The organism is Aquimarina latercula DSM 2041 (assembly GCF_000430645.1).
Lineage (GTDB): Bacteria > Bacteroidota > Bacteroidia > Flavobacteriales > Flavobacteriaceae > Aquimarina > Aquimarina latercula.
Map to the genome: position 1 here is coordinate 192,170 of NZ_KE387187.1, position 24,421 is coordinate 216,590.

Consider the following 24,421-nt stretch of genomic DNA (forward strand, 5'->3'; position numbering starts at 1 on the left):
AAAAAATGCTAATCATATGTTCCATTAATGATTTAATCTTGTCTTATGTTTAGAAAAAGTAAAATTTTGGTAAAATAAAGATCATATCGGGCCAAATATATCTTTATCAGCATTCTTTACTTTTTTAGGGAAAATAATACAAAAACACAATAACTCATTTTGATAAAGTAATACATATATTATGAACATTACATCTAACGCATCAGCTAAAAATGCTTTTGCTAGTTTATTTTTTATACTTTTTTTGGGGATGTTAACTACGTATTCTCAAGAATTAATTGTTGGGTCGATAGTAGATGAAGGAGATATTCCAGTGCCAGGAGTGAATATTTTAATTGAAGGCACAGATAAAGGAGTTGTATCCGATTTTGATGGTAAATTTAGTATTTCGGCATCCACCAGTGATGTCCTAATTATTTCTTATTTAGGATATGAAACTCAGAGAATTCTTATTAGAGATCAAAAAATCATTTCGATACAATTAAAATCAGATTCTGAAGTATTAGATGATGTGGTTGTAGTAGGTTATGGCTCTGCCAGAAGGAAGGACTTATCAGGATCTTTTTCTACTTTAAAATCAGAGTCTTTTGAAAACCAACCACTTTCTCGCCCGGAAGAAGCATTACAAGGTAGAGTTTCAGGAGTATCTATTCAAAAATCCAGTGGAATTCCAGGTTCACAAATAAAAGTTAGAGTACGAGGAGTAAATTCTGTAACAGGAAACAATGCGCCTCTAGTAGTGATTGACGGTGTTTTTGGAGGAAATCTACAAAGTATTAATCCTGCAGATATTGCTTCCATTAATGTTTTAAAAGATGCTTCTGCCTTAGCAATTTATGGTTCTAGAGGATCTAACGGAGTTATTTTAGTAACGACCAAAAAAGGAAAGGGTAAAACTAAAATAAGTTTAGAAACATTTACAACATTATCTGAAGTTTCGAGATCTATAAACAGATTAAACTCAGAACAATTCGCGCGTTTCAAAAATGAGCAACGTGTACTTAACGGAAATGACCCTATTTTTACAGATGCAGAAGTAGCTAATTTTGCCACTAATCCAATTGATTATGAAGATGCAATTCTGAGAGAAGCATTTGGCACAAATACACAACTATCTGTTAGAGGTGGATCTGATAAATTCAACTATTTTTTATCAGGTAATTATGTAAATCAGGATGGAGTTGTTATCACTAATGATTATGAAAGATATTCATTAAGATCTAACATAAAAACCAATATTTCTGATAGGGTATCATTAGGAGTAAATCTTTTTGGTAGCAGAGAAACGGATATAAACAATCCGAATTCTTTTGACAGAGTTACTGGTAGTTTATTAACCAGAGCAATCACGTATGATCCTACGACTCCTATTCTGAGCGGTAACGAAAGTATAAATGGTGGATATAATATAGAATCTCTGAATTCTTTTGCAAACAATAGAACAAATCCAATTGCTGCCCTCAATAGAAGTAATCGAGAATTTATTTCTGATCGACTGAACGCTAATATTGATTTCAAATATAAAATCTCTGGTCACTTTACCTACAACATGGTAGTGGGATTAGCAACTATTACCAATACCTTACAATCCTTTATCGTAGATGGAGATAATTCGACAACGGACGCCGTTGGACATACTACAGTAAATTTTAATAACACAAGAATCACTAATCACCAAGTTAGCAACATCCTTAATTACAAAAACGATTTTGGAAATCATGCTATAGATGCTACTGCTGTATATGAATTCCAAGGGTCTCGTTCTGAAAGCAACTCTTACAGCACAGTTGATGTAACCATACCTGGTTTCTTTGTAGGTGGCGATGAAGGGAATCCGGATGATCAGCGATTTAGTAATGGAGGTGGACAAACAGCTATCCAATCTTTTTTAGGTAGAGCAACTTATAGTTATAATGATGATTTATACTTAACTGCTTCTTTAAGAGTGGATCAATCCTCTAGATTTCTTAGAGATAACCGAACTGGATATTTCCCATCAGTATCTTTAGCATACGGTTTTAACAAACTGATAGAGGATAGTAAATTTAATAATCTAAAACTTCGAGTAAGTTGGGGTGAAGTAGGAAGTCAATTTATTTCACCACTCGCCAATCAGGCAGGTGTTGTTAATGTATTTCCTGCAGTAACCTTCGATGGTGTTACTGCGGTAATCGGGAATAGATTTTCTAGGGCTGCAAATCCAAATATAACTTGGGAAACTACAGAACAATGGAATGCAGGTCTTGATGTAGGTTTATCCAACAGATTTTCATTATCCTTTGATTATTTTATAAAAAACACAAGAGATCTTCTTCTAGTAAGCCAACTTCCTAATTCTAATATTAATTTTTCTAGTAATGTTGGTGAAGTAAGAAATGAAGGATTTGATATTACATTATCAGGAGATATTATCTCACAAAAAGACTTTATCTGGAACTCTAGTCTAGCACTTTCTCATGTAGAAAACAAAGTTATTGCCCTGAATGATGGGCAAGAGCAGATTGTAGGAAACATTCAATCTATAGATGGTACCACAAACCCTATTAATGTCATTAGAGAAGGATTGCCTTTAGGACAGTTCTACGGATTTGTATTTTTAGGCACCTGGAAAAGCACCGATGATATTCCCACCAGACCCAACGGTACTCCTCTATTCCGTCCTGGCGATGCCAGATATGTTTTAGATGAAAACAACAGACCTGCTTTAAAACCATTAGGAAGTGGTATTCCTAAAACAACTTGGGGTCTCAATAATACATTTACTTATAAAAATTGGGATGTAAATATCTTTATTCAAGGGGCGCATGGTTTTAAAGTATTCAATCTGGTAGAAGGTGCTATTAATGGTCAGCGCGGAGCCTTTAGAGACAACTTATCCTTTAATGCTCTTAATGCATGGACACCTGATAATGAAACGGATATTCCAAAGTTAGGAAGTAATCCACTGTTAAATTCCAGTCAATTTGTAGAAGATGGGGATTATATTAGATTAAGTAATCTTACCATAGGATATACAATACCAGATTTATTTGGAGTAAGAACCAAATTTTATGTTGGTGGTCAAAATCTAGCGATTATAACAGATTATAGTGGTTATGATCCAGAAGTTACATCGAGACCTGGTAATCCGTCTTCAGCAAATACCGATGTTGGATCTGGTATTAACATTGGAGCAATACCTACTCCCAGATCATACACACTAGGAGTAAAATTTGATTTTTAATTTTAAAAAAATGAAAAATGAAAAAAGATAAAAGAACAAATCACTATACAAGATTCATCATAGCAACATTATTAATGATATCTATAGGAATGACAAATTCTTGTGCAGATTTAGATCCAGATCTTACTGAGTTTAATGTCCCGCCAGAATCTTTTGCAAACTTAAGTGAATTAGAAACCAGTGTTTTTGGTCTATATGGTTTAGTGAGAACGGCTGCCGTTTTTACAACCTTTTACTCTCCAAGTTGGGCAGGTGATGATATTACGACACATTCTGGACTAAATAAAGGAGATTTTAGAGAGTTTGATCAACGTAATGTAAGTGCTACCAATGCTCGATTATTAAATAATTGGAGAGGAATGTACAATATCGTTAATAATACTAATATTATCCTATCCAGAGTAGACGCTTTACAAGGTTTTGACACTGTAGATCAAGATGAACTTTCACGATTATTAGGTGAAGTTTATTTTCTAAGAGGAATGGCGTATTATCACCTTGCCAGAACACATGAAAAACTTCCTTTAGCCTTATCACGACTTCCAGAAGCAAATGTAAGCACCTCTTCGCGCTTAGAGGTTTTCATCCAAATCGAAGAAGATTTACTAGAAGCTGAATCTAGATTACCGATGATCAATGCATCACTTGCATCCGCAGGTATCAGCGGAGCAACAAGAGTAAACAAAGGTTCTGCAAGAGCATTATTAGCAAGATTCTATTTGGATTGGGCAGGTTTTCCATTAAATGATTCGTCAAAATATGTGCTAGCGGCAGAAATGGCTAAAAAAGTTATTGACGATAGTAGTGCTCATGGATTTGGTTTGGTAGAAAATTTTCAGGATCTGTGGAAATTAGAAAATAGATTTAATACAGAATCACTATTTACCATTGCCTACAATAACAGTGCTAGAATTAGAAACCTAAAATTTAATCGAGTTGGTTATCCCGGAGAAGCCCCTTTTAGAGGATGGGATGAAACTTATGGAGAAATCAAATTTTTCGAAGATTTTCCTGAGGGAGCTAGAAAAGATGCTACCTATAGAATGGATATAGATTGGAAGAATCTTACTCTTCAGAGAAGTCCTATTCTAGCCAAAATAACAGGTCCTGCCGGAGATTTACCAATGACTGGAGCTTGGCACTTTACAGAACGAAACGATTTTTATATGCGATACGCAGAGATCCTTTTAACCTATGCAGAAGCCTCAGGAAGATCAGGGAATATAACCACAGATTCTTGGGAAGCTCTAAATATGGTAAGAAGACGTGCAGCTGGATTACCATTTAACACACCGGTTACAAGTCCTGTTCCACAATTAGATCTAGAAGGAAATGAATTACCAGGGTTAACTTATGTAGACATTTTAACAGGAGATTTAGCCGAATTAGCCTTTACCGAAAGAAAATGGGAATTCACCGGAGAGTATCTAAGATGGAATGATTTGGTAAGGATGCAACGTGTGGAACAGGCTTTATCCAACAGGACTCCATCGACTTCTATGACAAGTGATGGAACGCTGCTTCAAGAAGTGAATACCATTAGCGGAAGCTTAGGTACAGATAATTACTTTTCTCCTTTACCACAGGTAATTGTAGACGAAAACCCGAATCTTTTAAATTAAAAGTTTATTGTTTTTGTTAGTAATCTAGAGTTGTAATAATAGCAGAGACACAATGGTTGTTACGTTTTATGTTTCTGTCATTATTTTTAACAATAGAAAATAAATTAAACTTGTTAGAAATTATATTTCCTGTAAAAAATTATTTCGCATAACAGCCAAACAAATATAAAGTGCCATATTTCAGAATATTTATACCAACAATCCCTAAAGCGCTAAAAAAATACGCACTCGTTATTTTACTAATTTCTTTTTCCAATTGTAAGCAAGAAGAAATCACCTATGAAAAAAAGGCTCTGAGTAAAATAGAAACTCTCGAGAAGTTAATGGATAAAGCCAAAAACCAAGCAATAGATGTTACTCGAGAAGAAACAACTTTGTGGTTTGCTAAAGAATTTCTAAAGTTTGCCAATTGGGATGAAACTAATAATGATGCGGTAGAAAAACTTTTTGGGTATTATGAAAAGTATGAAACTGATAAAGTAAAGCTAGCCGATGAATTACCTGATTTTGAAAGAAAAAAGGTTATTGAAATATTAGATATTGGAATTAAAAATTTAAATGACGTTTTAGATGGTACTACAACTCGAAGGGCAGCCCAAAAAATCGATTGGCAAAACATTAAAGTAGAAGATAATAAATTGATAAACAAAGGCAGACCCATTTTCCTGCATGATTACTTCTCTAAAACTGTTGGAGCACCTTTGACAGACACCAAAATTTATAATGATCATTTAGGAGCAATTTATCATACAGGAAGTCATCTATACGAAGTAAATAAAGATAGACCTAGTAATCCATATATGCTTAATGAAGATGGTACTTTTGATGAAAAGTTATTGGGTTATATTACAGAAGTTCCAGATACAAACGTTGGTTTTATCTTGCTCTGGAACATGGGAGTTCCTGATTGGATGAAGAAAAAGGAACCAGAAATTGAAAAAGGCAGATCATTATTTACAGGATTTGATGTCGACAATCCTCTTTTAAGGGAAGTTTGGAGCAAGGTCATAAAAAAAACTGGAGAAGTTACTAAAGGCAAAAAAGTAACCGGTCTCGGATATATTTTATCTAACGAACCTCATTGGTTTTCCGAAAAAGGACATTGGACATACAAATTCCTAGAAATGAATTCAATTTCTAGCTCTACGCTAAATAAATTTAGAAGTTGGCTTTCAGAAAAATATAAGGATGACATCAAAACATTAAATAAGAATTGGGAAAGTAATTTCAACAGTTTTGAAGAAATAACAGTTGAAATACCTATGGATAAAGCAAAACGTGGCACTCCATTATGGTATGATTGGTGTCGATATAATATGGATAGAGGAATTGAATGGTTTACTTTTTTACAAAATGAATTACGATCTGTAAATCCTGAGGCTGATACGCATATAAAAATAATGGCAAAACTGTTTGTAGATGATTATCGTTCTCATGGAATCGATTACGAGGCATTAACAGAATTAACTTCTATGATTGGTGACGATGCTAAAATTACTGGAGGAAGAAATTACCGATCTAAGAAACCAGAAAAGTGGGAAGAAAAATATGCCTACTACTGGAGTGAATTGGCACATTCATATGATTTCCAAGAATCTGTTTCTCCAAACAAAATTCATATCAATTCTGAAGGACATTTTTTATCCACCTCAGGATGGAGAGAATTAGATACTCCAATTGATTATGTGCGTAGTAGTTTTTGGTTGGCCACATTACATGGAATGGATGCTAGTACGTCTTGGTTTTGGGCACGAGATGCAGATGGTTCTCCAGAAGATCGATTAGAAGGTGAACTAAACTTTTTTGATCCAGCATTAGCAGGTTCGTATGCAGGTTCTGCAAATATGCAGCCACATGTGGTAAATGAAGTTTCTCAGGTGATGTATGATCTAAATAGTTTTTCCGAAGAAATACTAGCATTACGAGATCAAAGAAGACCATTGCGATTATTTCATTCAGAAACATCGGCTATCAATAAAAAGCATCATATGACAGAACATTCTGAATTATATGAATCTTTATACTTTGAAGGATTAGCAATTGGTTTTGCCACAGAAAAGATCATTACAAAACAAGATCACTCTAATTGGGATGTTATCGCAGTCTACAAAACTGAATTTGTAACCGACAATGAATTTGATGCGCTACAAAGTTATTTAGACCAAGGAGGAAACATTATTCTAGACAGTTCAAACAGTTTATCAAAAAACGAATATGGGCAGTTACGTAACAAGCAATTATTATCAAGTTCTGGAAAACTGATCTACGCAGAAGAAAACAATCTTGGTAGTTTTAAAAAATTAGCTATGATTTCGGTTACTGATAGCACATCTAAAATCAAACTTTCTGAAAATAATGGCTCTATCGACAAAAGTTGTACATGGAGAGTTGTAGAAAATCCAAATGGAGAAGGATATATCATGACGATTATCAATCTAGGAAAAACCACCTCAGATTTAAAAATTAGTGATGACAACAATACTTCTTTCAGCATAAAAAACATGCTTAATGATAAGGAATTAGAAGAGAGTTTTAAACTCTCTTCTAAGGGAGTGTTACTTTTACATATCTCAGAAAGCAAATAAGATCTATGAAACAAATAGTATTTATTGTTTTTTGGGTAGGTTTAACTTCCGGTGTTTATGCTCAAAATCAAGCTGCGTTTCCATTATCTGACCCGGAAAATAAGGGAAATTGGTCATTAAATACTGAGGTAAGTGATGAATTTAATGACACAGAAATTGATGAAGAAAAGTGGTATATCGTAGGTAAATTCAAAGATGGGAAACCATTTTACAAACACCCCGACAAACCCCAAAAAAAGGTTTGGAAAGGGAGAGCCCCTTCGCAGTTTTCTGGTCGAAATTATCGTTTAGAAGATGGCATTTTAAACCTTGAAATACGATGGGAACCTAACTTTCCATTTAGTGATGAAATACGAGTTCCTTTTTTTGGTGATCCAATGCCTTATGAAAATATTACCACCGCTTGTTTTATCGGTAGACGAAAATTTAAATACGGATATATTGAAATTCGGAGTAAATCAGCAGATACTCAGGTTACCAGCGCATTTTGGTCTACAGGTAATAAAATAGAAATGGATTTTTTCGAATCCTTTGGTGATGGAATTGGACCAGAAAAACAACATCTGGATAGCGAATTATGGTGGTCTATTCGTGATTGGAAACATCTAAAGGGAAAACCTACCTATACAGAACGTAAAGATCTTGGTTTTAGAATGGCAGCAGATTTTCATGTCTATGGTTTTGAATGGAATGAAAAAGGAATTACCTATTATGTTGACGGAAAGTTAATTTCTAAAGTCAGTGCAGAACAAATAACTGATTGGGCTATAGCCAATAGAGAAGTTGATAAAAATTATAAAGGATATGTAGCTACCGTTCCTATACATTTGTGGTTAGATATGGAGATTTTTCATTGGCATGGATATCCTAAAAATAAAGAAGAATTAGAAGCAAACAGTCCTGCAAATCAGAAAGAGGACGGAATTGTGGATTACGAGATAGATTACGTTCGCGTTTGGCAAAAACGAGGATAAATAAACCTTTTTACAAAAGATAATTATGAATAAGCAAAAAAGAAATGCTTATATCTATGCGACTATTGTGGCATTAGGAGGATTTGTGTTTGGTTTGGATGCAGCACTTATCTCAGGAGGATTTAAGTTTATTACTTCAGAATTTAATTTAAATGAATGGGAAGTAGGCGCCATAGGTTTTGGACCTGGATTAGGAGTCCTAATTGCATTACCCTTATCAGCATGGTCTAGTAATAGGTATGGAAGAAAAACCACCTTACAAATAATAGCCTTGCTTTATATCATTTCTGCTATTGGATCTGCTTTAGCAACTTCTTTTACTACCCTTCTTGCAGCTCGGTTTTTAGGAGGTTTAGCCTTTAGCTCTATAACACTAGCATCCATGTATATGGGAGAAATTGCACCAGCAGATCAGAGAGGTAAATTGGTTTCTATGTTACAAATCAATATTGGAATAGGATTCTCTGCTGCCTATTTTATCAATTATTGGATTTTACAACAAATGTCTTCAGATGCGGAATGGGTACAGGTAATACAGTTGAACCAAACCGGATGGCGTTGGATGTTAGGAATTGAGATTATTCCAGCCATATTGTGGTTTTTATTTTTATTTAAAATTCCTAAAAGTCCTGCTTGGTTAATTTATAAAAATAGAATCGAAGAAGCAAAAAAGTCTTTATTAAAAGTATACCAACCAGAAGAAATCGAAAGTCATGTTCTTGAAATGAAAGAAAGTGTTGCTATTTCTAATACAAATAGATCTGTAGGATCTCAATTATCAGAGATTTTCGGTAAACCCATGAGAGTTATTTTGATCATTGGTCTTACTTTAGCAATAGTGCAACAATCCACTGGTATCAACGCAATCATGACTTATGCATCTACGATGTTCGAGCAGTTAGGATTAGGAACTGACGGAGCATTTGCAAGTGCTATATGGCTAGGTGTTATGGGGTTATTAGCCACCATTTTTTCATTGATGTTAATTGATAGAATTGGAAGACGTCCTTTAGTTATTGGTGGTCTATGCTGGATTATCATAAGTTTAGGAATGTGTGCTTACGGTTTTAATCAGGCAACATATACAATTACAGAAGAGTCTGTAGCTAAAATGGGTAACATCCCAGAAGCAGAAAAGTTACAAGTATTAATTGGAAAAGAATATACTAGTGATATCGAATTCAAAGAAGCTATCAAAGAAGTTATAGGTGTAGCTGCTGCCCGTGATAATTCTGGTAGTTTATTAAAAGAATCTGCACGCTTAAACGTACTTTTAATATTATTAGGTATTTTAAGTTTTGTAGCTGCCTTCAATTTTTCGATTGGTCCTATTATGTGGGTATTGTTTTCAGAAATTTTCCCAATACATTTACGCGGAATTGCAATACCATTATTTGCTTTAGTATCTAGTACAGTAAGTGCATTAGTGCAATTCTTTTTTCCGTGGCAACTAAGCAATATGGGAGCTAGCACCATTTTCATATTTTATGCCTTCATTGTATGTATAGGTTTAATTATTCTCTATAAATTCTTACCGGAAACTAAAAATATGACTTTGGAAGAAATTCATAACAAACTTCAGAAAAAATCATCCAAATCCTAAGCCTATTCTTACCATTAATACTGATTAAGAAATAGCATGAAGTAGCTTAATGATAATTCGCCTTATAAAAAAGGCTATCTAACATATTTTTAGATAGCCTTTTTGTTATTCTAAGTGATCCCCTAAATTAATTACAATCTGGATAGTTTCCAGTAGCTTCTTGGATGCTACTTGGGCTATCAGCGCATTTAGGTTGCGTATTATCATTTACATTCTGAATAAATCCATTCGGAAAATTATTCCACTTCTGTCCAGTTATTCTCACTCCGTCTCCAATACTTATTCCAGCAGAAGGACCTATGTATTCAAATCCCTTAAACAATCCAAAGCTTGTACCAGGGTCTGTCATGCTATTCCATTGATTACAAGGAATAAATTTTAAATGCTTTTGTTTTAGCTTAGCTTTTGTTCCATAATTTGCTACCACTTTACTCGCTGTAGGATTATCAAACTTCCCAGCTTTTAAATCTCCAATTTGACTGGTGATATATCCTGATCTATTAGGATGATCTAAAATTTCCGGTGATAAATTTACCGCCCATTGCGTTCCATTATTACGTTTAAAAGCATTTTCTCTAAATGCATTCCCTGTAAATCCTGCAAACTGAGCTTTTATAAAATCTTGAAATTGTGTTCTCCCAGCATCTGTAAGAGGAAATGCTCTTTGTGAATCAAAAATAGCTAGTGTTCCTTCATCATATCTAATAGTAAAACCAGAACTCATACTGGTAATTCGTCTGGCCTTCACTTTTCCATTCTGAGCAAAATGAGGTGACAACATTAGAGAAGATAGGCCTCTGCTATTATGAATACCATCAGCAAAAATATCTTCCACACCACCATCTTTTGTTCCATTCTTCACATCATTTTTCATGGATCTATCATCCGTTTCTAATCGTAATGTAATTCCTCCTTCACATCGAAGGTTTTTAAATAACACATTACTACAGTTATAGGTCTGAACTAATCCATAACCTGTATGAGAACCAGTTTGGCTTATATTTTCAATGATTCCATTTTTAGCACCAGGTTTTCTTTCTGATGCGCCAGAAACATGAATCATAAGAATTGAATTCAAAATACTTCTACGGTCTTTAATATTAAAACGAGATAATTTAAAATTGTCTACTCGCCCTACTCGTGCTGCAGCAATAAATTGGTTCGTAAATCTAGCATCACACATATCGATGGTAAATCGACCTCCTTTACCAACAATACTAACATTTTCTAGACGATCGCCATTTTTACTTGCGCCAATATTAAAAACAGCTCCCCTATTAATGTCTGGTTTAATAATAGTCCCAGCGGCAATTTCTAAATGTATATTCGATTTCAGCACCACTTTACCCCAAGTATAAGTGTCTTGAGGAATTTCTATGATTGCTCCATCTTTTTTATTTCGATTAATAAAAAGATTTAATTCTGCACTTGTGCTTCCATCAAATAGCACTCTTTTTATATTTGGTGGTGGAGGCGTGTAAAAATTTCCTGAATTAAAAATTGGTGGACTTTTATCACCGTCTAAATCTTCGCTTATAGTTTCTTGAGATTCGTATTCTTCTACGTTATCAAATGAACAGCCAGTGAGTCCTAAAAAGATAATCAAGAAGCAAGTTTTTTGTATAATTGATTTGATATTCATCATTTCAAAATTTTGGGTCGCAAATCTTCGAACAAAACATAAACCTCCCACTTCAAATTTTTAATAATTTGAAAATCAAATATTTAAATTGAAAATATTTATAAACAAGGGAAGTAATCAGTTTTGAGAATTGTAATTTCCCAAAACCATGCTATGAAAAAGTTTTTTTTTGTATTTACGACTTTAGTTAATATAAGTTTGTGTTAAATAAAATTTTGAGCAAGTCGACGTTGCAATTAATAATTGTGTAAAATTATTTCAAAAATGTAATAGCCTACGAAATTCACTTACCCCAAGCAAGCACTATCTTATCTTTCTTTGAGAAGTTGATATTTAAAGAGTTAAAAAAACATTAAAAATGTTATAAAAATGTCAATAAACCTATAACTATTAATGTCCCTAGTTAGGTATTTCATAATATACCAACATAGATCCTTACTAATTCGTTTCAGACAAAAGTTGATCTATATTAACCACAGTTCTAAAACCAATATGATCTGTAGAAGAATCAGGAGCAGCATTCATTCTTGCTGATAATCTGTAACTAGCACAATAGGAATCGCTACATAAAAAAGATCCTCCTTTTATAACTTTTTCAGAAGCATATGGATTAGAAGGGTTTAAGGGTTTAACAGCTCCTTTTGGGTTTATCGAAAGATCTTGATCGGTAAAACTCTTGTAATATTCAGTATTGTACCAGTCTTCTGTCCATTCCCAGACATTCCCCGCCATATCATATAAACCATATTCATTGGAAGGATACATTCCTACTTCTCTTAAATGTTCTGCCCCATCAGCACGATCATTGTACACAGGAAATTCTCCTGTCCAAGTATTTGCATACTCTGTTAACCTCGATGGATCATTACCCCAGAAAAAAATCATATTCTCCTTTCCTCCTCGCGCAGCATACTCCCATTCAGCTTCCGTTGGTAAACGTCTATTTACCCATTTGCAATATGCTTGTGCATCTTCCAATGCGATATGTACTACAGGATTTTTATCTTTCTCTTCAATAGAACTTCCTGGACCAGAAGGGTGTCTCCAGTTTGCTCCGGTTTTCCAATGCCACCATTGAGAATAATTCCTAAGGTTTGCAACCGACGATTTTGTCTTTTTAAATACCAGAGAACCAGGATGTAAAACAGAATCATGAGGTTTTGGAGTATTAGGAGGCAATTGTAATTTCAATTCCTCCCAATTCACTGGTCGTTCAGCAAGTGTTATATATCCAGTTTCTTCGACAAACTTTTTAAATTGAGTATTAGTAACCTCTACAGAATCCATAAAAAAACCGTGTATAGCAACTTTATGTCTAGGTTTTTCATGATTCATTGCCATTACATCGCTATCTACTGCACCTTGATAAAAAATTCCTCCAGGAATCCACTTCATCCCTATAGGAACAGTTACATTTTCAGGCAAATCAGTAATTAAATCAGGATGTTGATGATCTATTGCACGTTGTACCTCTGAAGAACAGTTTATAACAGATTTTTTTGTTTTTCTTTTACAGCTTGTTTGAAGACATGCAAACAAAAGAAACATACATGTTAGACCAAAAAATAATTTCAATTTCATATTTTTTTTGAATATCAAACAATTGTAGTTCAATATTTCTTTCTTAAAACTTCAATTTAACTCTCAAATGTATGGATCTATTTCAAGTTATCAGAGATGTTTGTTCAATGTTTTTATCCCTCATCATCTTTAGCTTGGTTTCCTTCCCATCCTTCATTCAGTTGCTTTAAGAGCACTGAAAGAATTTCTGGATTTTCTTTAGCGATATTCTTCGTTTCATGAGGATCATTTATATGATCGTATAATTCTAAAAATATCGGAGCTTTGTTCTTGTATTTATAATCTTTCCAGGCGATCAATCGGTACTTCTGAGTTCTCATCGAATATCCCATAAGGTTCTGCTCAAAAAGTGTTCTATCCCATTTTTCTTTTTGCTGCTCTTTGATTCGTTCCTCTACATCAATAATCAAAGGACCAAAATATGTTTCTCTCATACCTTGTGAAAGTGGATTGGCAGCCCATTCCCTTAATGCCGGAGAAGGAAACTGACTAAAGGCTGCTTTTTTCCATGCTTTATTCGGATTAGCAATTAGTGGAGCAAAACTTTGTCCTTCTAGATGTTCAGGAGCTTCTAAACCTGCTAACTCTAAAAGAGTGGGATACATATCTACTAACTCTACCAATGCTTCTGTGGATTTCCCTTTACTATTATCTAACATATTAGGTGAACTTATTATCATAGGAACTCGTGTGGATATTTCATAATTGGTAGCTTTACCCCAAATTCCCATCTCGCCCAAATGCCATCCATGATCACTCCATAGTAAAACAATAGTATTTTCTCTTAACCCTAGTTCTTCTAAGGTATGAATTACTTTACCTATTTGAGCATCGATATAGGTAACAGAACTTAAATATGCATGCTTTAATACTCGAGCTAACGAATCGTTAATTTTCCCTTTCTTAGGGATACCACTTCTCACTCGTAATTCGAAGGATGGGTGTAATCCCATCTCTGCTCCATTTTCAGGTCCTTTAGTCTGTGTAGAAAGTTTAATTTTTTCCGGATCATACATATCCCAATATTTCTTGGGAGCTAACCAATCTAGGTGAGGCTTTTTAAAACCAACTCCCAAAAAGAAAGGTTTATTAGAACTTTTTTCCTTCAACTCTTCAAGAGTTTCTGTCGCTAATAAGGCATTATATCCGTCTTCATAAAAATAATCCGGAACATCTGCTTTTTCATATGCAGGTCCTTTTCCTAAACCTTTACTGGCAGCATCTTTACCATATTTTGCAATCATATCAGCTTTGTTTTTCTGATACATTTTTTGATTTTCAAAAAGTGCAAAACCTCCAGGTGTTATTTCTCTTTTGAACTTCATTCTTTCCGTTGCAGGTTCTTTGCTCCAGGAAAGTTTAGGGTCACTAAATGATGGTTTATGATAAATCTTACCAATTTGAATAGTTTCATACCCGTTATTTTTAAAATGCTGTGGTAACGTAATGATATCAGGATTTAAATCTCTGAAATAGGCATAATTTTCTATGACACCAATTGTCTCTGGTCTAGCACCTGTCATTAGACTTGCTCTAGAAGGACTGCAAATAGCTTGTTGAGTATACGCTTTATTAAACCGTAATCCGTTAGCAGCTAAAGCGTCTATATGCGGTGTAATAGCGATATCTGATCCATAACATCCTAGTTCTGGGCGAAGATCATCTATCGCTATAAATAAAATATTCGGCCTTGTATTTTGCTGAATATCTTTTTCTATAGTTTCTTTTCGTTTACAATTAACAAGTAGTACTAATACAATGATAAGATGAAGTAATCTCATGAATAAACATTTTGTGTGTTCTTTTCTTTTTGAAAAATTTGTATTCAAAATAATGTATCTAACGAAGGTAATTATTGGTGATAGACTTCAAAACTCATAAATTAACTTTTAACTGCATTAAGTTAACTCTTTAATTCGATCTGCTTAGTATTCCTAGTATAATTGAAAAAGCAAATGTTAACCTACCATTATAGATTAAAATTATCACCGATATACATCTTAATGATATTGATTAACCTTCAATTTTTTAAAGCACAATTAAACTTATCAAAATGCGTATCGAAAAAAACATAATTGGTTTCAGAGAAGGAAAAGAAATCTATTTATTTGAAATGTCAAATGACAACGATGTTTCTATCAAAATAACAAATTATGGTGCTACCATAACCTCGATCATCACTCCTGATCATAAAGGTAATCTGGAAGAAATAACATGTGGTTTTGACTCTGTAAAAACCTATTTTTCGGAAGAGTATTTAAACAACAACCCTTATTTCGGAGCTACTATAGGAAGATGCGCTTCTAGAATTGAAAAAGGTACTTTCAAATTAGAGGTAAACATATACAACTTACCAGAAAATGACAGAGGAAATCATTTACATGGCGGACTTAAAGGATTTGATAAAAAAATATGGCACGCAACCTATGAAGCTAATAAAAATAGCTCCTGCGTAACAATGAAATTAAAAAGTTATCATTTAGAGCAAGGATATCCAGGTAACTTAGATATTGAAGTAAAATTTGAGCTGAATAATGTAAACGAATTAAGCATTTCTTACTACGCTGAAACCGATAAAACTACTCCAATATCTTTAACAAATCATACCTATTTTAATTTATCTGGTTTTAAAGAAAACATATTAAATCATAAAGTACAGATTCAATCTAACCATCTTTTAGAACTAAATAGTCTGGGAATAGCGAATGGAAATAAAATCCTATTAAACCAAGAACCTGAAGATTTTAGAAAAGAAAAACTATTAGGAGATGCTATGAAGTTATTAGAAAAAGGATATGACCATTACTATCTATTTGACAATAATTTTTTACTTCATAAAGTGGCTACTTTTTTCCATCCATCAAACAAAAGAGCATTGGATATTTCTACAACAGAACCAGGAATGCAATTTTATACAGGATATTATATTTCTGACAAATTAAAACGCGAAAACGGAGATCGGTATGGAAAATTTACCGGATTCTGTTGTGAAACTCATAGATATCCGAATACTCCAAATCTGGATAAGGCCCCTAAAAGTGTGACATATCCAGAAGATCCATACAGAAGTCAGACTATTTTTAAATTCTACACCTATTAATTTTTTAAATCAATAGGAGACTTAACAACTCCTTCACGCCAATTAAAATAATCAAAAACACAAAAGGGGTTAAAATAATGTAATAACTGGTTAATTGGCAACTCTCTATAACGTTATAGTTGATTTAGATTTGTGCGCTAATATTTAACGTAAACTCAACCAACAACATGAAAAAAAATGCTATTACGACGATGCTTTTATGCCTGCTTATATTACAATTATATGGGCAACAACCGACAATAACTACTAATGCCAATGATGTATTTACCCTAGTGGATGGTATGTCTGATGAATTTGAAACTAGAGGTATAAATTGGTCCGGAAAATGGGAACAAAATAATAACCTACCAAACATTGCTGCATGGAACTTAACCAACAGCTCCAACGTATCACAAGGAGACTATTTCGATAGAGGTTCTGCTAAAATTACTGCACGGTATAATGGAGTTAATCCTAATGGAACATCCATTGCTGTAAATGGTAAATTCTACAATGCTGGATGTCTTCAATCTAAACAATCATTGCCTCCAAATTTTGAAGGGTACATTGAAGCTGTTATCAGAGGAGCTGATATAGACAATCCAGATCCACATCCTTTTAATGATGGTATTGATAAAGCAAGAGGTTTATGTCCTGCTTTTTGGTTATACAGTAAATTCTTTGATAATAACCCTGCAGAAGATGGTGTAATTTATACAGAAATTGACATCCAAGAATTACAACAACACGATTTTTATAATGGGATCCAAGATAGTGTGGAAGACACAGAATCTAACTTACACATTGCTTTCAAAAATGGTAACGGAAGAAGATGGGTAAGACCGAAACAAAACCCAGATGAGCAATTAAATAAATACCCTCTTGGTTTTGATCCTCGCAAAGGTTGGCATACTTATGGCTGTGAAATTACACGTGATGAAATTCATTTCTTTGTGGATGGTAAAAAGGTTGGAAAAACTTTGAAAAATACGCATTGGGGTAAATTACCGTTACGAGTAATTATGTCTTTAGGTATGCGAGTACCATTTGTAGACTTTGGTGGTAATGCATTTACCTCATTTGATCCACAAGGCAATTATCCAAACAATCAAAGATTACAGACCTTAGCAGAGAGAGCAAGGCAGCAATTAGGAGAGTTACCTGAATCTATGTACGTTGACTATATTAGAGTTTGGAACAAAACCAACTCGGATACCAACACTCCTCCAGAACTTACAATTACAAGTCCTAACACTAATCAACAATTTGATTTAGGAGATGAAATTATCATTAGAGCAGAAGCTTCAGATGCTGATGGAAGTATTGCTAAGGTAGAATTCTATGATGGTAATCAACTGTTAGGTACAAAAACAAGTACTCCATATCGATTAACATATACGAACGCTCCTGAAGGAAGTAGAAACATACGAGTTATTGCTTTTGATGATGAAGGTGAAAATACTGAAACATCTGTAAGTATAACAGTTAATGCTACCGATAATATTCCTAATCCTACAGGAGAGTTTTTCATTATACATAGAGCAACGGGCAAAAAGCTTAGAGCCGTTAATAATCAAAACGGTTCAGAAATAAAATTATCTCCTGCACGTAATACTAGTAACTGGGTAAAATGGAAAAAAGTGAATAGTGATAATGGTTGGTTCTATTTCGAAAATGTCAAAACAAAAAAATATTTTAGGCCGAAAGGAGCGAACGGAACGGACGGAAGTGTTTTAGAGCAGCAACCCAATACATTTACTGGAGCATGGACGCAATGGAAAGAAATTCCCGCAAATGCTGGATATGTCTTCTTAAACAATAGAGCTTCTGGTAAGTATATCAGACCAAAAACAAATAAAAATAATAGTGTAATAGAAATAAGACCTAATACAGAGGTTAGTAATGAAACACAATGGAAACTAGAATCAATAAAATCTACAAGATCACGAATTGATGAATCAAATATCGAGATATATCCAAACCCTGCAGAAGATATTGTAACAATAGAATTAGATGATTTTGATGAAAGAAATACAAAAGTTACCCTTGTTAATATGATTGGTAGTGTTGTTTTAACACCTCAATCTATTACAGAAAATGAAGTTGTACTAGATGTGAGCAGATTGAAAGAAGGTATTTACTTTTTGAAAATACAAAACGGTACCCGTACTATTTCGAAAAGGCTATTGATTAAATAATTCTGTAAAAGTTCGGCATAGTAACTCAACTAAGTTTATTTTTCTCTCTGGAAGAGGAAATCATAACTGAGGCAGGTATTTTCATTACAAATCATCGTTATTTTATTTTGCTCCCAATAATTGTAAAAAATACTAAACTCAACAGCCTTTAGGGTATACACAAGCTATGTCGAACTTTTTAAAGTTAACATTTTACATATCACCAAAACCAAAAAACATTGTAAATTTCAAAATTTAATAATCATTACATGAGGTACAAATTCTTTTTTTTAATTGCTATTTTATCGATACAATTGATCGATGCACAAAAAAAACCAAACATCGTATTGTTTTTTGCAGATGACGCTGGATATGCTGATTTTGGTTTTCAAGGGAGTAAGGTCATGAAAACACCAAACTTAGATAAACTAGCGAAAAAAGGAGTTGTTTTTTCTCAAGGATATGTCACCGATGCTACTTGCGGACCTTCCAGAGCAGGCCTTATCACCGGAAAATATCAACAAAAATTTGGGTATGAAGAAATTAATGTCCCAGGATACATGAGTAAAAACTCTGCTTTATTAGGTGATGACATGGGATTACCTTTAGATCAGGTGACTATGGCTGATTATTTAAAAAAACTTGGATATACCAATGCATTATTTGGAAAATGGCATCTTGGAGATGCAGATCGATATCATCCATTAAAAAGAGGATTTGATGTGTTTTATGGTTTTAGAGGTGGAGACCGAAGCTACTTTAAGTATGATAATTTAGCTGGTATTCATCATGACAAAAAAATAGAACGTGGTTTTAGAAGTTATGAAGAACCTGAAACCTACGTAACAAACGCTTTGGCAGATGAAACTGTGAACTTTATTGAGGCCAACAAAGACAGACCTTTTTTCGTGATGTTATCTTTTAATGCTGTACACACACCAATGGAAGCAACAAAAGAGGACTTAGCGAAATTTCCTAATCTTACCGGAAAAAGAAAGGAACTCGCTGCAATGACACTAGCTATGGACAGAGCCTGTGGTAGAGTTCTGGATAAACTAAAGGAACTTGGTTTAGAACAAAATACGATTGTAGTATTTTCTAATGATAATGGTGGACCTACCGACAAAAATGCTTCTGATAACAAGCCACTAAGTGGAACGAAATCCAATCACTTAGAAGGAGGTTTACGAGTACCTTTCGTTTTAAGCTGGCCAGATAAAATTAAAAAAGGGCAGCACTATCATTATCCTGTTAGTACTTTAGATTTACTACCTACTTTTTATAAAGCAGGTGGAGGAAATATTCAAGATCTTACTGATATTGATGGCATTGATTTACTTCCTTTTATTATGAATGAAAAGAAAACAGCTAGACCTCATAAAGAATTATACTGGAAAAAAGATGTGAGAGCTGTATTAAGGGAAGGTGACTTTAAACTGATTCGATATCCTGATAGATTGGCAGAACTCTACGACCTATCCAATGATATATCAGAACAAAAGAATCTCGTGAATGTTTACCCTGAAAAAGTAAAAACAATGTTCAAAAAAATATTTCAATGGGAACTAACACTAGAACGTCCGTTGTGGTTACTAAAAAGAAAGTTTGAAAAATATGATATCGATCGCATGGATAAATATCGAAATGGAAGTTCGATTGATAAACCGTAAAAGTCAAGAAACAATTTCAAAAACACTTAGATTTCTAATAATTAAAAATTAATACTTTTAGTAAAATGAAACGTTTGTTGTAAAATTGAAAATGATCCAAAGTCAAATAATTTCCTAAAATAAAAACGGTCTTTTAATAAATCTAGTGCCAAAAAACAATGAAAAGAAAATTCTGATTTAACTCTACTAATCAAATTCATCCTACAAAAATAACTCTTTTGTTTTTTTTAGGTGTTTAAACCAAAAAAATGTACCTTTGATCTAACACAACCAACTTTTTTAAATATTATAATAAGCTTAAGGTTAAAATTCATTAACAACCCCTATTAGAATTTTAAAGTTTATGAGGTTATTATGGTAGTGTCTAAATTAGAAATTTCTTATCCACAAAAAATGCTGAACCAGGTTGCAGGTTTCATATTTCGTTTGTTTTTGGGGTTCTTTACATTTGTAATAGGCGTATTATCTATTGTTTATATTTTATTATGGGATTTTATACGTGAAAAAATACTTCGAAGAAAACCTATTGAAAACCCATGTTTTGAAAAAGTCTTACATAACCATGAAGTTCGTATGAATAATGAAATAATAGGTTCTTCTAAATCAGAAAAAACAGTTCCAGAAGTAAAAAAAATTGATTTATAAAATTGTCTTTTACTAAAAAAGAAAAATACAATATTTTCTATATCATATAATAATTAAATATTTAACCCAGAACCTTAATTTTTAATAAAGATTCCGGGTTATTTGTTTCTAGAATATAAAACTATTCAATTTATCTTTTCACTATTCTACAGGTTTCGTTAACACCTTTTCCAATTATTCTCAGTAAGTAAATACCGGTTGGTATAGAATTGTTTTGATTAATACTATAGTATATCATATTATCGCCTTTATCAAGACTTTGATTACTCATATTTTGCCTCACACCATTTATATTAAAAAGCTCTATATTCACATTCTGATCTAATTCTGAGTATAATTCAATAGTTAACTGATTATTATTTTCATCTACTATAGTCGGATATACTTTAATACTATTTTCTACAATATTATCGCAGGCCTCTACCGTAACCAGAACTTCATCAGTAGCCTGACATCCATTTTCATCTGTGATAGTTACAGAATATGTAGTAGTTTCTGTGGGAGATACACTAATAGTGGAAGTTGTTTCTTCTGTCGACCATTCATATGTCACTTCTCCATTAGAAAACACTATATCAATATCTCCTATAGTATACTCACTATCTGTTGTTTGTATCCACCCAGAAGCTCCATTAGCACTAGATTCAATTTCTGTACTATTTGCTCCTGTTCCTATCTGAAATGCAGGTCCTCGCCTTGTAAATGTTGTAGACCACGATCCATCCGTAGACGATATAATTCCTGAAATATTTGTATAATACTCCCAACCATCACTATTAATTTCATTACAGATGCTTGGTTTAGGACTACCTTCTGCAGCTACTATAGTTCTACCTGAAAAAGTAGCTTCAAAATTAAACACTTCGTTTGTTACTGTATAATCCAGAATTGTTCCTTCTAAGGTTGCTGTACCATTGTCCAATTCTGTCCACTCTAAATCAATATTTGAAAAATATCTATTAACTTGTCCATTGTATAACCATAAAACGTAATTCTGAGGATCACCAGTACAAATAGTTGTATTTAATATATCTCCTTCAGAAATAGTACTTGTTACTATCGGAGTAAGATCTACATCTTCTCCAGAACATATTGTAATATCATCTCCCAGATCTACGGATAAGTCACATGCTTCCACAAATATTGTAATCGTATCTATTATAATACAATCACCTATCGTCGCGGTAACAACATATGTTGTGGTTTCTATCGGTGATACTATTGGAGCTTGTGATGGAGAAACTGTTGTAAAGAAAACGTTTCCATCTACAGACCATTCTCTATATTCTACATCAGAAATTGCATTTAAACGAACCGATTCACCTTCCTGAATCGTTCTATCATTTCCTGCATCAATCATAATATCATCACAAGAAAGAACAGTAATCACTACCATATCTTCAGCAATACATTCTCCAAACCTAGCTCGAACTGTATAAGTAGTAGTCTCAGTAGGAGAAACGGTAGGTGATGCAGATGGAGAACCTGTAGAGAAAAACACATTTCCATCAATAGACCATTGAACAAGATCAGCTCCTGAAACAGGTATCAATGTAACTGAATCTCCTTCTAAAATAGTTTGATCTTCTCCAGCTTCAATAGCCACTTCATTACTAATAACATTAATTGAATCTGTTGCCATACAACCATCTTCATTTGTAACTGTCACTGTATATTCTCCAGCTTCACTAATTTGAATACTAGCAGTATTTTCTCCTGTAGACCATTCATAAATCATGGATCCATTTACAACACAGTTCCCTAAGTTAAAATTAAAGTCTCCTATCTCATATAAATCTTCATCTGTGATGAACCAACCTGAACCTCCTGCTCTTCCGGATACTAACTCTGTATCATTAGCGCCTTTTCCAACTTGAAAAGAAGGTCCTCTTCTTGACACATTAATAACATCATTGGTTGTTAATGATGTAATCGTTCCATTGAATTCTGGATAATATTCCCAACCATCTGCATTTACATCAGAAGAACAACCATGTAGTCTAGGACTTTCTGCTGGTGGAATTGTTGTTTTCTGTGTAAATACCACAGAAATTTGATAAGTATCATTTGCATCTTGACTATTTACCGCAATTCCTTCCATTCTAGCTGTAGTATCATCAACTTCTTCCCACTGTACATTTTCGTTAACCAAATACACTCTATTCTGCTTATTACCCAGACTTACAAGATATGTATTGATACCACTACAGAAATTAGTATTCTCTACATCAAAAGTAGTACAAGCTCCTGCATCGTTTCCGGAAATAATCGGTGTAATAGTAATAGGCTCGTTATTACAGATTGTTCTATCATCTCCTAAATCTATCGAGAAATTACAAGGTTCTACTGTAATTGTTACTGTATCTTCATAAACGCACTCTCCTTTAAAGGCACGAACTGTATATGTAGTTGTTTGTTCAGGAGATACTGTTGGGGATCTGCTTGGAGAAACTGTAGTGTAAAATATAACTCCATCTACAGACCATTCTCGACGATCGATTTCAGGATCAGATATTGGATCTAAAGTCATAGAATTACCTTCTACAATTGTTTGATCTTCTCCCGCATCTATTACAAATTCCTCGATTACAACTTCAACGGAATCCATCGCATTACATCCTTTACAATCTTCAACAGAAACAGTATATGTACCACTTTCTGAAACAGTAATTGATGGTGTAGTTTCTCCATTAGACCAAAGATAATTTACTTCGTCCGTTGTCTCTGATGAATTACACGGTCCAATATTTATATTGAAATCTCCTATTTTATATACGCTATCATTAGTATCAAACCATCCAGAACCTCCTAATCTTCCTTTCTTCTTTTCTGTAATATTAGCACCTTCTCCTAATTGAAATGCTGGTCCTCTTCTTGAAAGATTTATTGACCAACTATTATCTTCTTTAACAATAGTTCCAGAAAATTCTTTATAATATTCCCAATCTGAAGAGTTTTCTTGATTACACCAATGCTCTTTTGGGCTACCTTCTGGGGCTGTTTTAGTTCCATTTGTAAAAATAACATCAACAATATAATTATCGCGACCATCTGTTACCATACCCTTAAGCGTAGCCTCTTCATTTCCTAGTTCTTTCCATTCTAAATCTACATTAGAGAGGTATTTAACATCACCATTATCATCAGATAGCCAAACCACATATTTGTTTTCTTGTCTATCACAAAATTTCGTATTCTTTATCTTATATCCAACACACGAAGTACACTCTTTCTGATTAGCAGAAGTAGCTGTTAAGGTTACCATCTGTCCGTCACAAACAACCTGATCAGTTCCTGCATCTACAGAAATTGTACAAGAAGTTCTATTTTCAATGTTCTGTGCACTAATTGAAGATATCAAAAAGAGAGCTATTAGCATCATAACAGATCTTAACATGAATGCTTTTTCTCTAAAAATATCCAAGTGATATTGTTTCTTCTTTCTATTCTCTAGAAAAAAAGGTTGAGTAATCTTCGGAGCCATAATTTTATATTTTAGAATTAATTAAGTGATTTATGCAACCATAAATTAATAATATTTAAATTTTAATTTACGATCTAGCTAAAGAAATAATAACGAAAAACGTTAAAACACAATATTATATCTATAAAAAGCAAAG

At 33.5% G+C, this 24,421-nt stretch carries 13 protein-coding genes; 9 read left to right on the plus strand and 4 right to left on the minus strand.

Annotation, left to right across the window (positions count from 1 at the left end; genetic code table 11):
* Positions 1-181 precede the first annotated feature (181 nt).
* The 5 genes from H526_RS30360 to H526_RS0127485 all read left to right on the plus strand — a co-directional run bounded on the left by H526_RS30360 (position 182) and on the right by H526_RS0127485 (position 10,007).
* Positions 182-3,223: a SusC/RagA family TonB-linked outer membrane protein gene (locus H526_RS30360; RefSeq protein WP_051336392.1), complete on the plus strand. Its 3,042-nt coding sequence runs from the start codon at positions 182-184 to the stop codon at positions 3,221-3,223.
* 17 nt (positions 3,224-3,240) lie between these two features.
* Complete coding sequence (locus H526_RS0127470; protein ID WP_027395872.1) at positions 3,241-4,845, plus strand: RagB/SusD family nutrient uptake outer membrane protein; 1,605 nt, start codon at positions 3,241-3,243, stop codon at positions 4,843-4,845.
* A gap of 170 nt (positions 4,846-5,015) precedes the next feature.
* Positions 5,016-7,430, plus strand: a complete 2,415-nt coding sequence (locus H526_RS0127475) for a beta-galactosidase (protein WP_155839796.1) — start codon at positions 5,016-5,018, stop codon at positions 7,428-7,430.
* 5 nt (positions 7,431-7,435) lie between these two features.
* Positions 7,436-8,404 (plus strand): family 16 glycosylhydrolase, encoded by a 969-nt coding sequence (locus tag H526_RS0127480; protein WP_051336393.1) that lies wholly within the window; start codon positions 7,436-7,438, stop codon positions 8,402-8,404.
* A gap of 25 nt (positions 8,405-8,429) precedes the next feature.
* The gene (locus tag H526_RS0127485; RefSeq protein ID WP_027395875.1) at positions 8,430-10,007 is read left to right on the plus strand and encodes an MFS transporter; all 1,578 of its coding nucleotides are present in this window, start codon (positions 8,430-8,432) and stop codon (positions 10,005-10,007) included.
* 127 nt (positions 10,008-10,134) lie between these two features.
* On the opposite strand, the gene H526_RS0127490 is transcribed toward H526_RS0127485, so the two are convergent.
* The 3 genes from H526_RS0127490 to H526_RS0127500 form a co-directional block, all read right to left on the minus strand.
* A complete protein-coding gene (locus H526_RS0127490) occupies positions 10,135-11,649 on the minus strand; it encodes a hypothetical protein (protein ID WP_027395876.1) in 1,515 nt (504 codons plus the stop codon).
* 438 nt (positions 11,650-12,087) lie between these two features.
* Positions 12,088-13,230 (minus strand): formylglycine-generating enzyme family protein, encoded by a 1,143-nt coding sequence (locus tag H526_RS0127495; RefSeq protein WP_035086861.1) that lies wholly within the window; start codon positions 13,228-13,230, stop codon positions 12,088-12,090.
* A 113-nt stretch (positions 13,231-13,343) separates the two neighbouring features.
* Complete coding sequence (locus H526_RS0127500) at positions 13,344-15,011, minus strand: sulfatase (RefSeq protein WP_027395878.1); 1,668 nt, start codon at positions 15,009-15,011, stop codon at positions 13,344-13,346.
* A gap of 272 nt (positions 15,012-15,283) precedes the next feature.
* Between H526_RS0127500 and H526_RS0127505 the strand changes: the two genes are divergently transcribed.
* The 4 genes from H526_RS0127505 to H526_RS0127520 all read left to right on the plus strand — a co-directional run bounded on the left by H526_RS0127505 (position 15,284) and on the right by H526_RS0127520 (position 20,801).
* Complete coding sequence (locus H526_RS0127505; protein ID WP_027395879.1) at positions 15,284-16,330, plus strand: aldose epimerase family protein; 1,047 nt, start codon at positions 15,284-15,286, stop codon at positions 16,328-16,330.
* A gap of 167 nt (positions 16,331-16,497) precedes the next feature.
* A complete protein-coding gene (locus H526_RS31350) occupies positions 16,498-18,507 on the plus strand; it encodes an Ig-like domain-containing protein (RefSeq protein WP_027395880.1) in 2,010 nt (669 codons plus the stop codon).
* A 248-nt stretch (positions 18,508-18,755) separates the two neighbouring features.
* Positions 18,756-20,156 carry a sulfatase-like hydrolase/transferase gene (locus H526_RS0127515; protein WP_027395881.1) on the plus strand — a complete coding sequence of 467 codons (1,401 nt, stop codon included), beginning with the start codon at positions 18,756-18,758 and terminating at the stop codon, positions 20,154-20,156.
* Positions 20,157-20,510: 354 nt separating this feature from the next.
* Complete coding sequence (locus H526_RS0127520) at positions 20,511-20,801, plus strand: hypothetical protein (protein WP_027395882.1); 291 nt, start codon at positions 20,511-20,513, stop codon at positions 20,799-20,801.
* A gap of 130 nt (positions 20,802-20,931) precedes the next feature.
* On the opposite strand, the gene H526_RS0127525 is transcribed toward H526_RS0127520, so the two are convergent.
* Positions 20,932-24,285: a T9SS type A sorting domain-containing protein gene (locus H526_RS0127525; RefSeq protein WP_027395883.1), complete on the minus strand. Its 3,354-nt coding sequence runs from the start codon at positions 24,283-24,285 to the stop codon at positions 20,932-20,934.
* Between the last annotated feature and the right edge of the window lie 136 nt (positions 24,286-24,421).

Bases quoted from the DNA above. Each gene is read 5' to 3' on its own strand.
- H526_RS30360 (WP_051336392.1), top strand. From the start codon at position 182: ATGAACATTACATCTAACGCATCAGCTAAAAATGCTTTTGCTAGTTTA.
- H526_RS0127470 (WP_027395872.1), top strand. From the start codon at position 3,241: ATGAAAAAAGATAAAAGAACAAATCACTATACAAGATTCATCATAGCA.
- H526_RS0127480 (WP_051336393.1), top strand. From the start codon at position 7,436: ATGAAACAAATAGTATTTATTGTTTTTTGGGTAGGTTTAACTTCCGGT.
- H526_RS0127485 (WP_027395875.1), top strand. From the start codon at position 8,430: ATGAATAAGCAAAAAAGAAATGCTTATATCTATGCGACTATTGTGGCA.
- H526_RS0127490 (WP_027395876.1), bottom strand. From the start codon at position 11,649: ATGAATATCAAATCAATTATACAAAAAACTTGCTTCTTGATTATCTTT.
- H526_RS0127495 (WP_035086861.1), bottom strand. From the start codon at position 13,230: ATGAAATTGAAATTATTTTTTGGTCTAACATGTATGTTTCTTTTGTTT.
- H526_RS0127500 (WP_027395878.1), bottom strand. From the start codon at position 15,011: ATGAGATTACTTCATCTTATCATTGTATTAGTACTACTTGTTAATTGT.
- H526_RS0127505 (WP_027395879.1), top strand. From the start codon at position 15,284: ATGCGTATCGAAAAAAACATAATTGGTTTCAGAGAAGGAAAAGAAATC.
- H526_RS31350 (WP_027395880.1), top strand. From the start codon at position 16,498: ATGAAAAAAAATGCTATTACGACGATGCTTTTATGCCTGCTTATATTA.
- H526_RS0127515 (WP_027395881.1), top strand. From the start codon at position 18,756: ATGAGGTACAAATTCTTTTTTTTAATTGCTATTTTATCGATACAATTG.
- H526_RS0127520 (WP_027395882.1), top strand. From the start codon at position 20,511: ATGGTAGTGTCTAAATTAGAAATTTCTTATCCACAAAAAATGCTGAAC.
- H526_RS0127525 (WP_027395883.1), bottom strand. From the start codon at position 24,285: ATGGCTCCGAAGATTACTCAACCTTTTTTTCTAGAGAATAGAAAGAAG.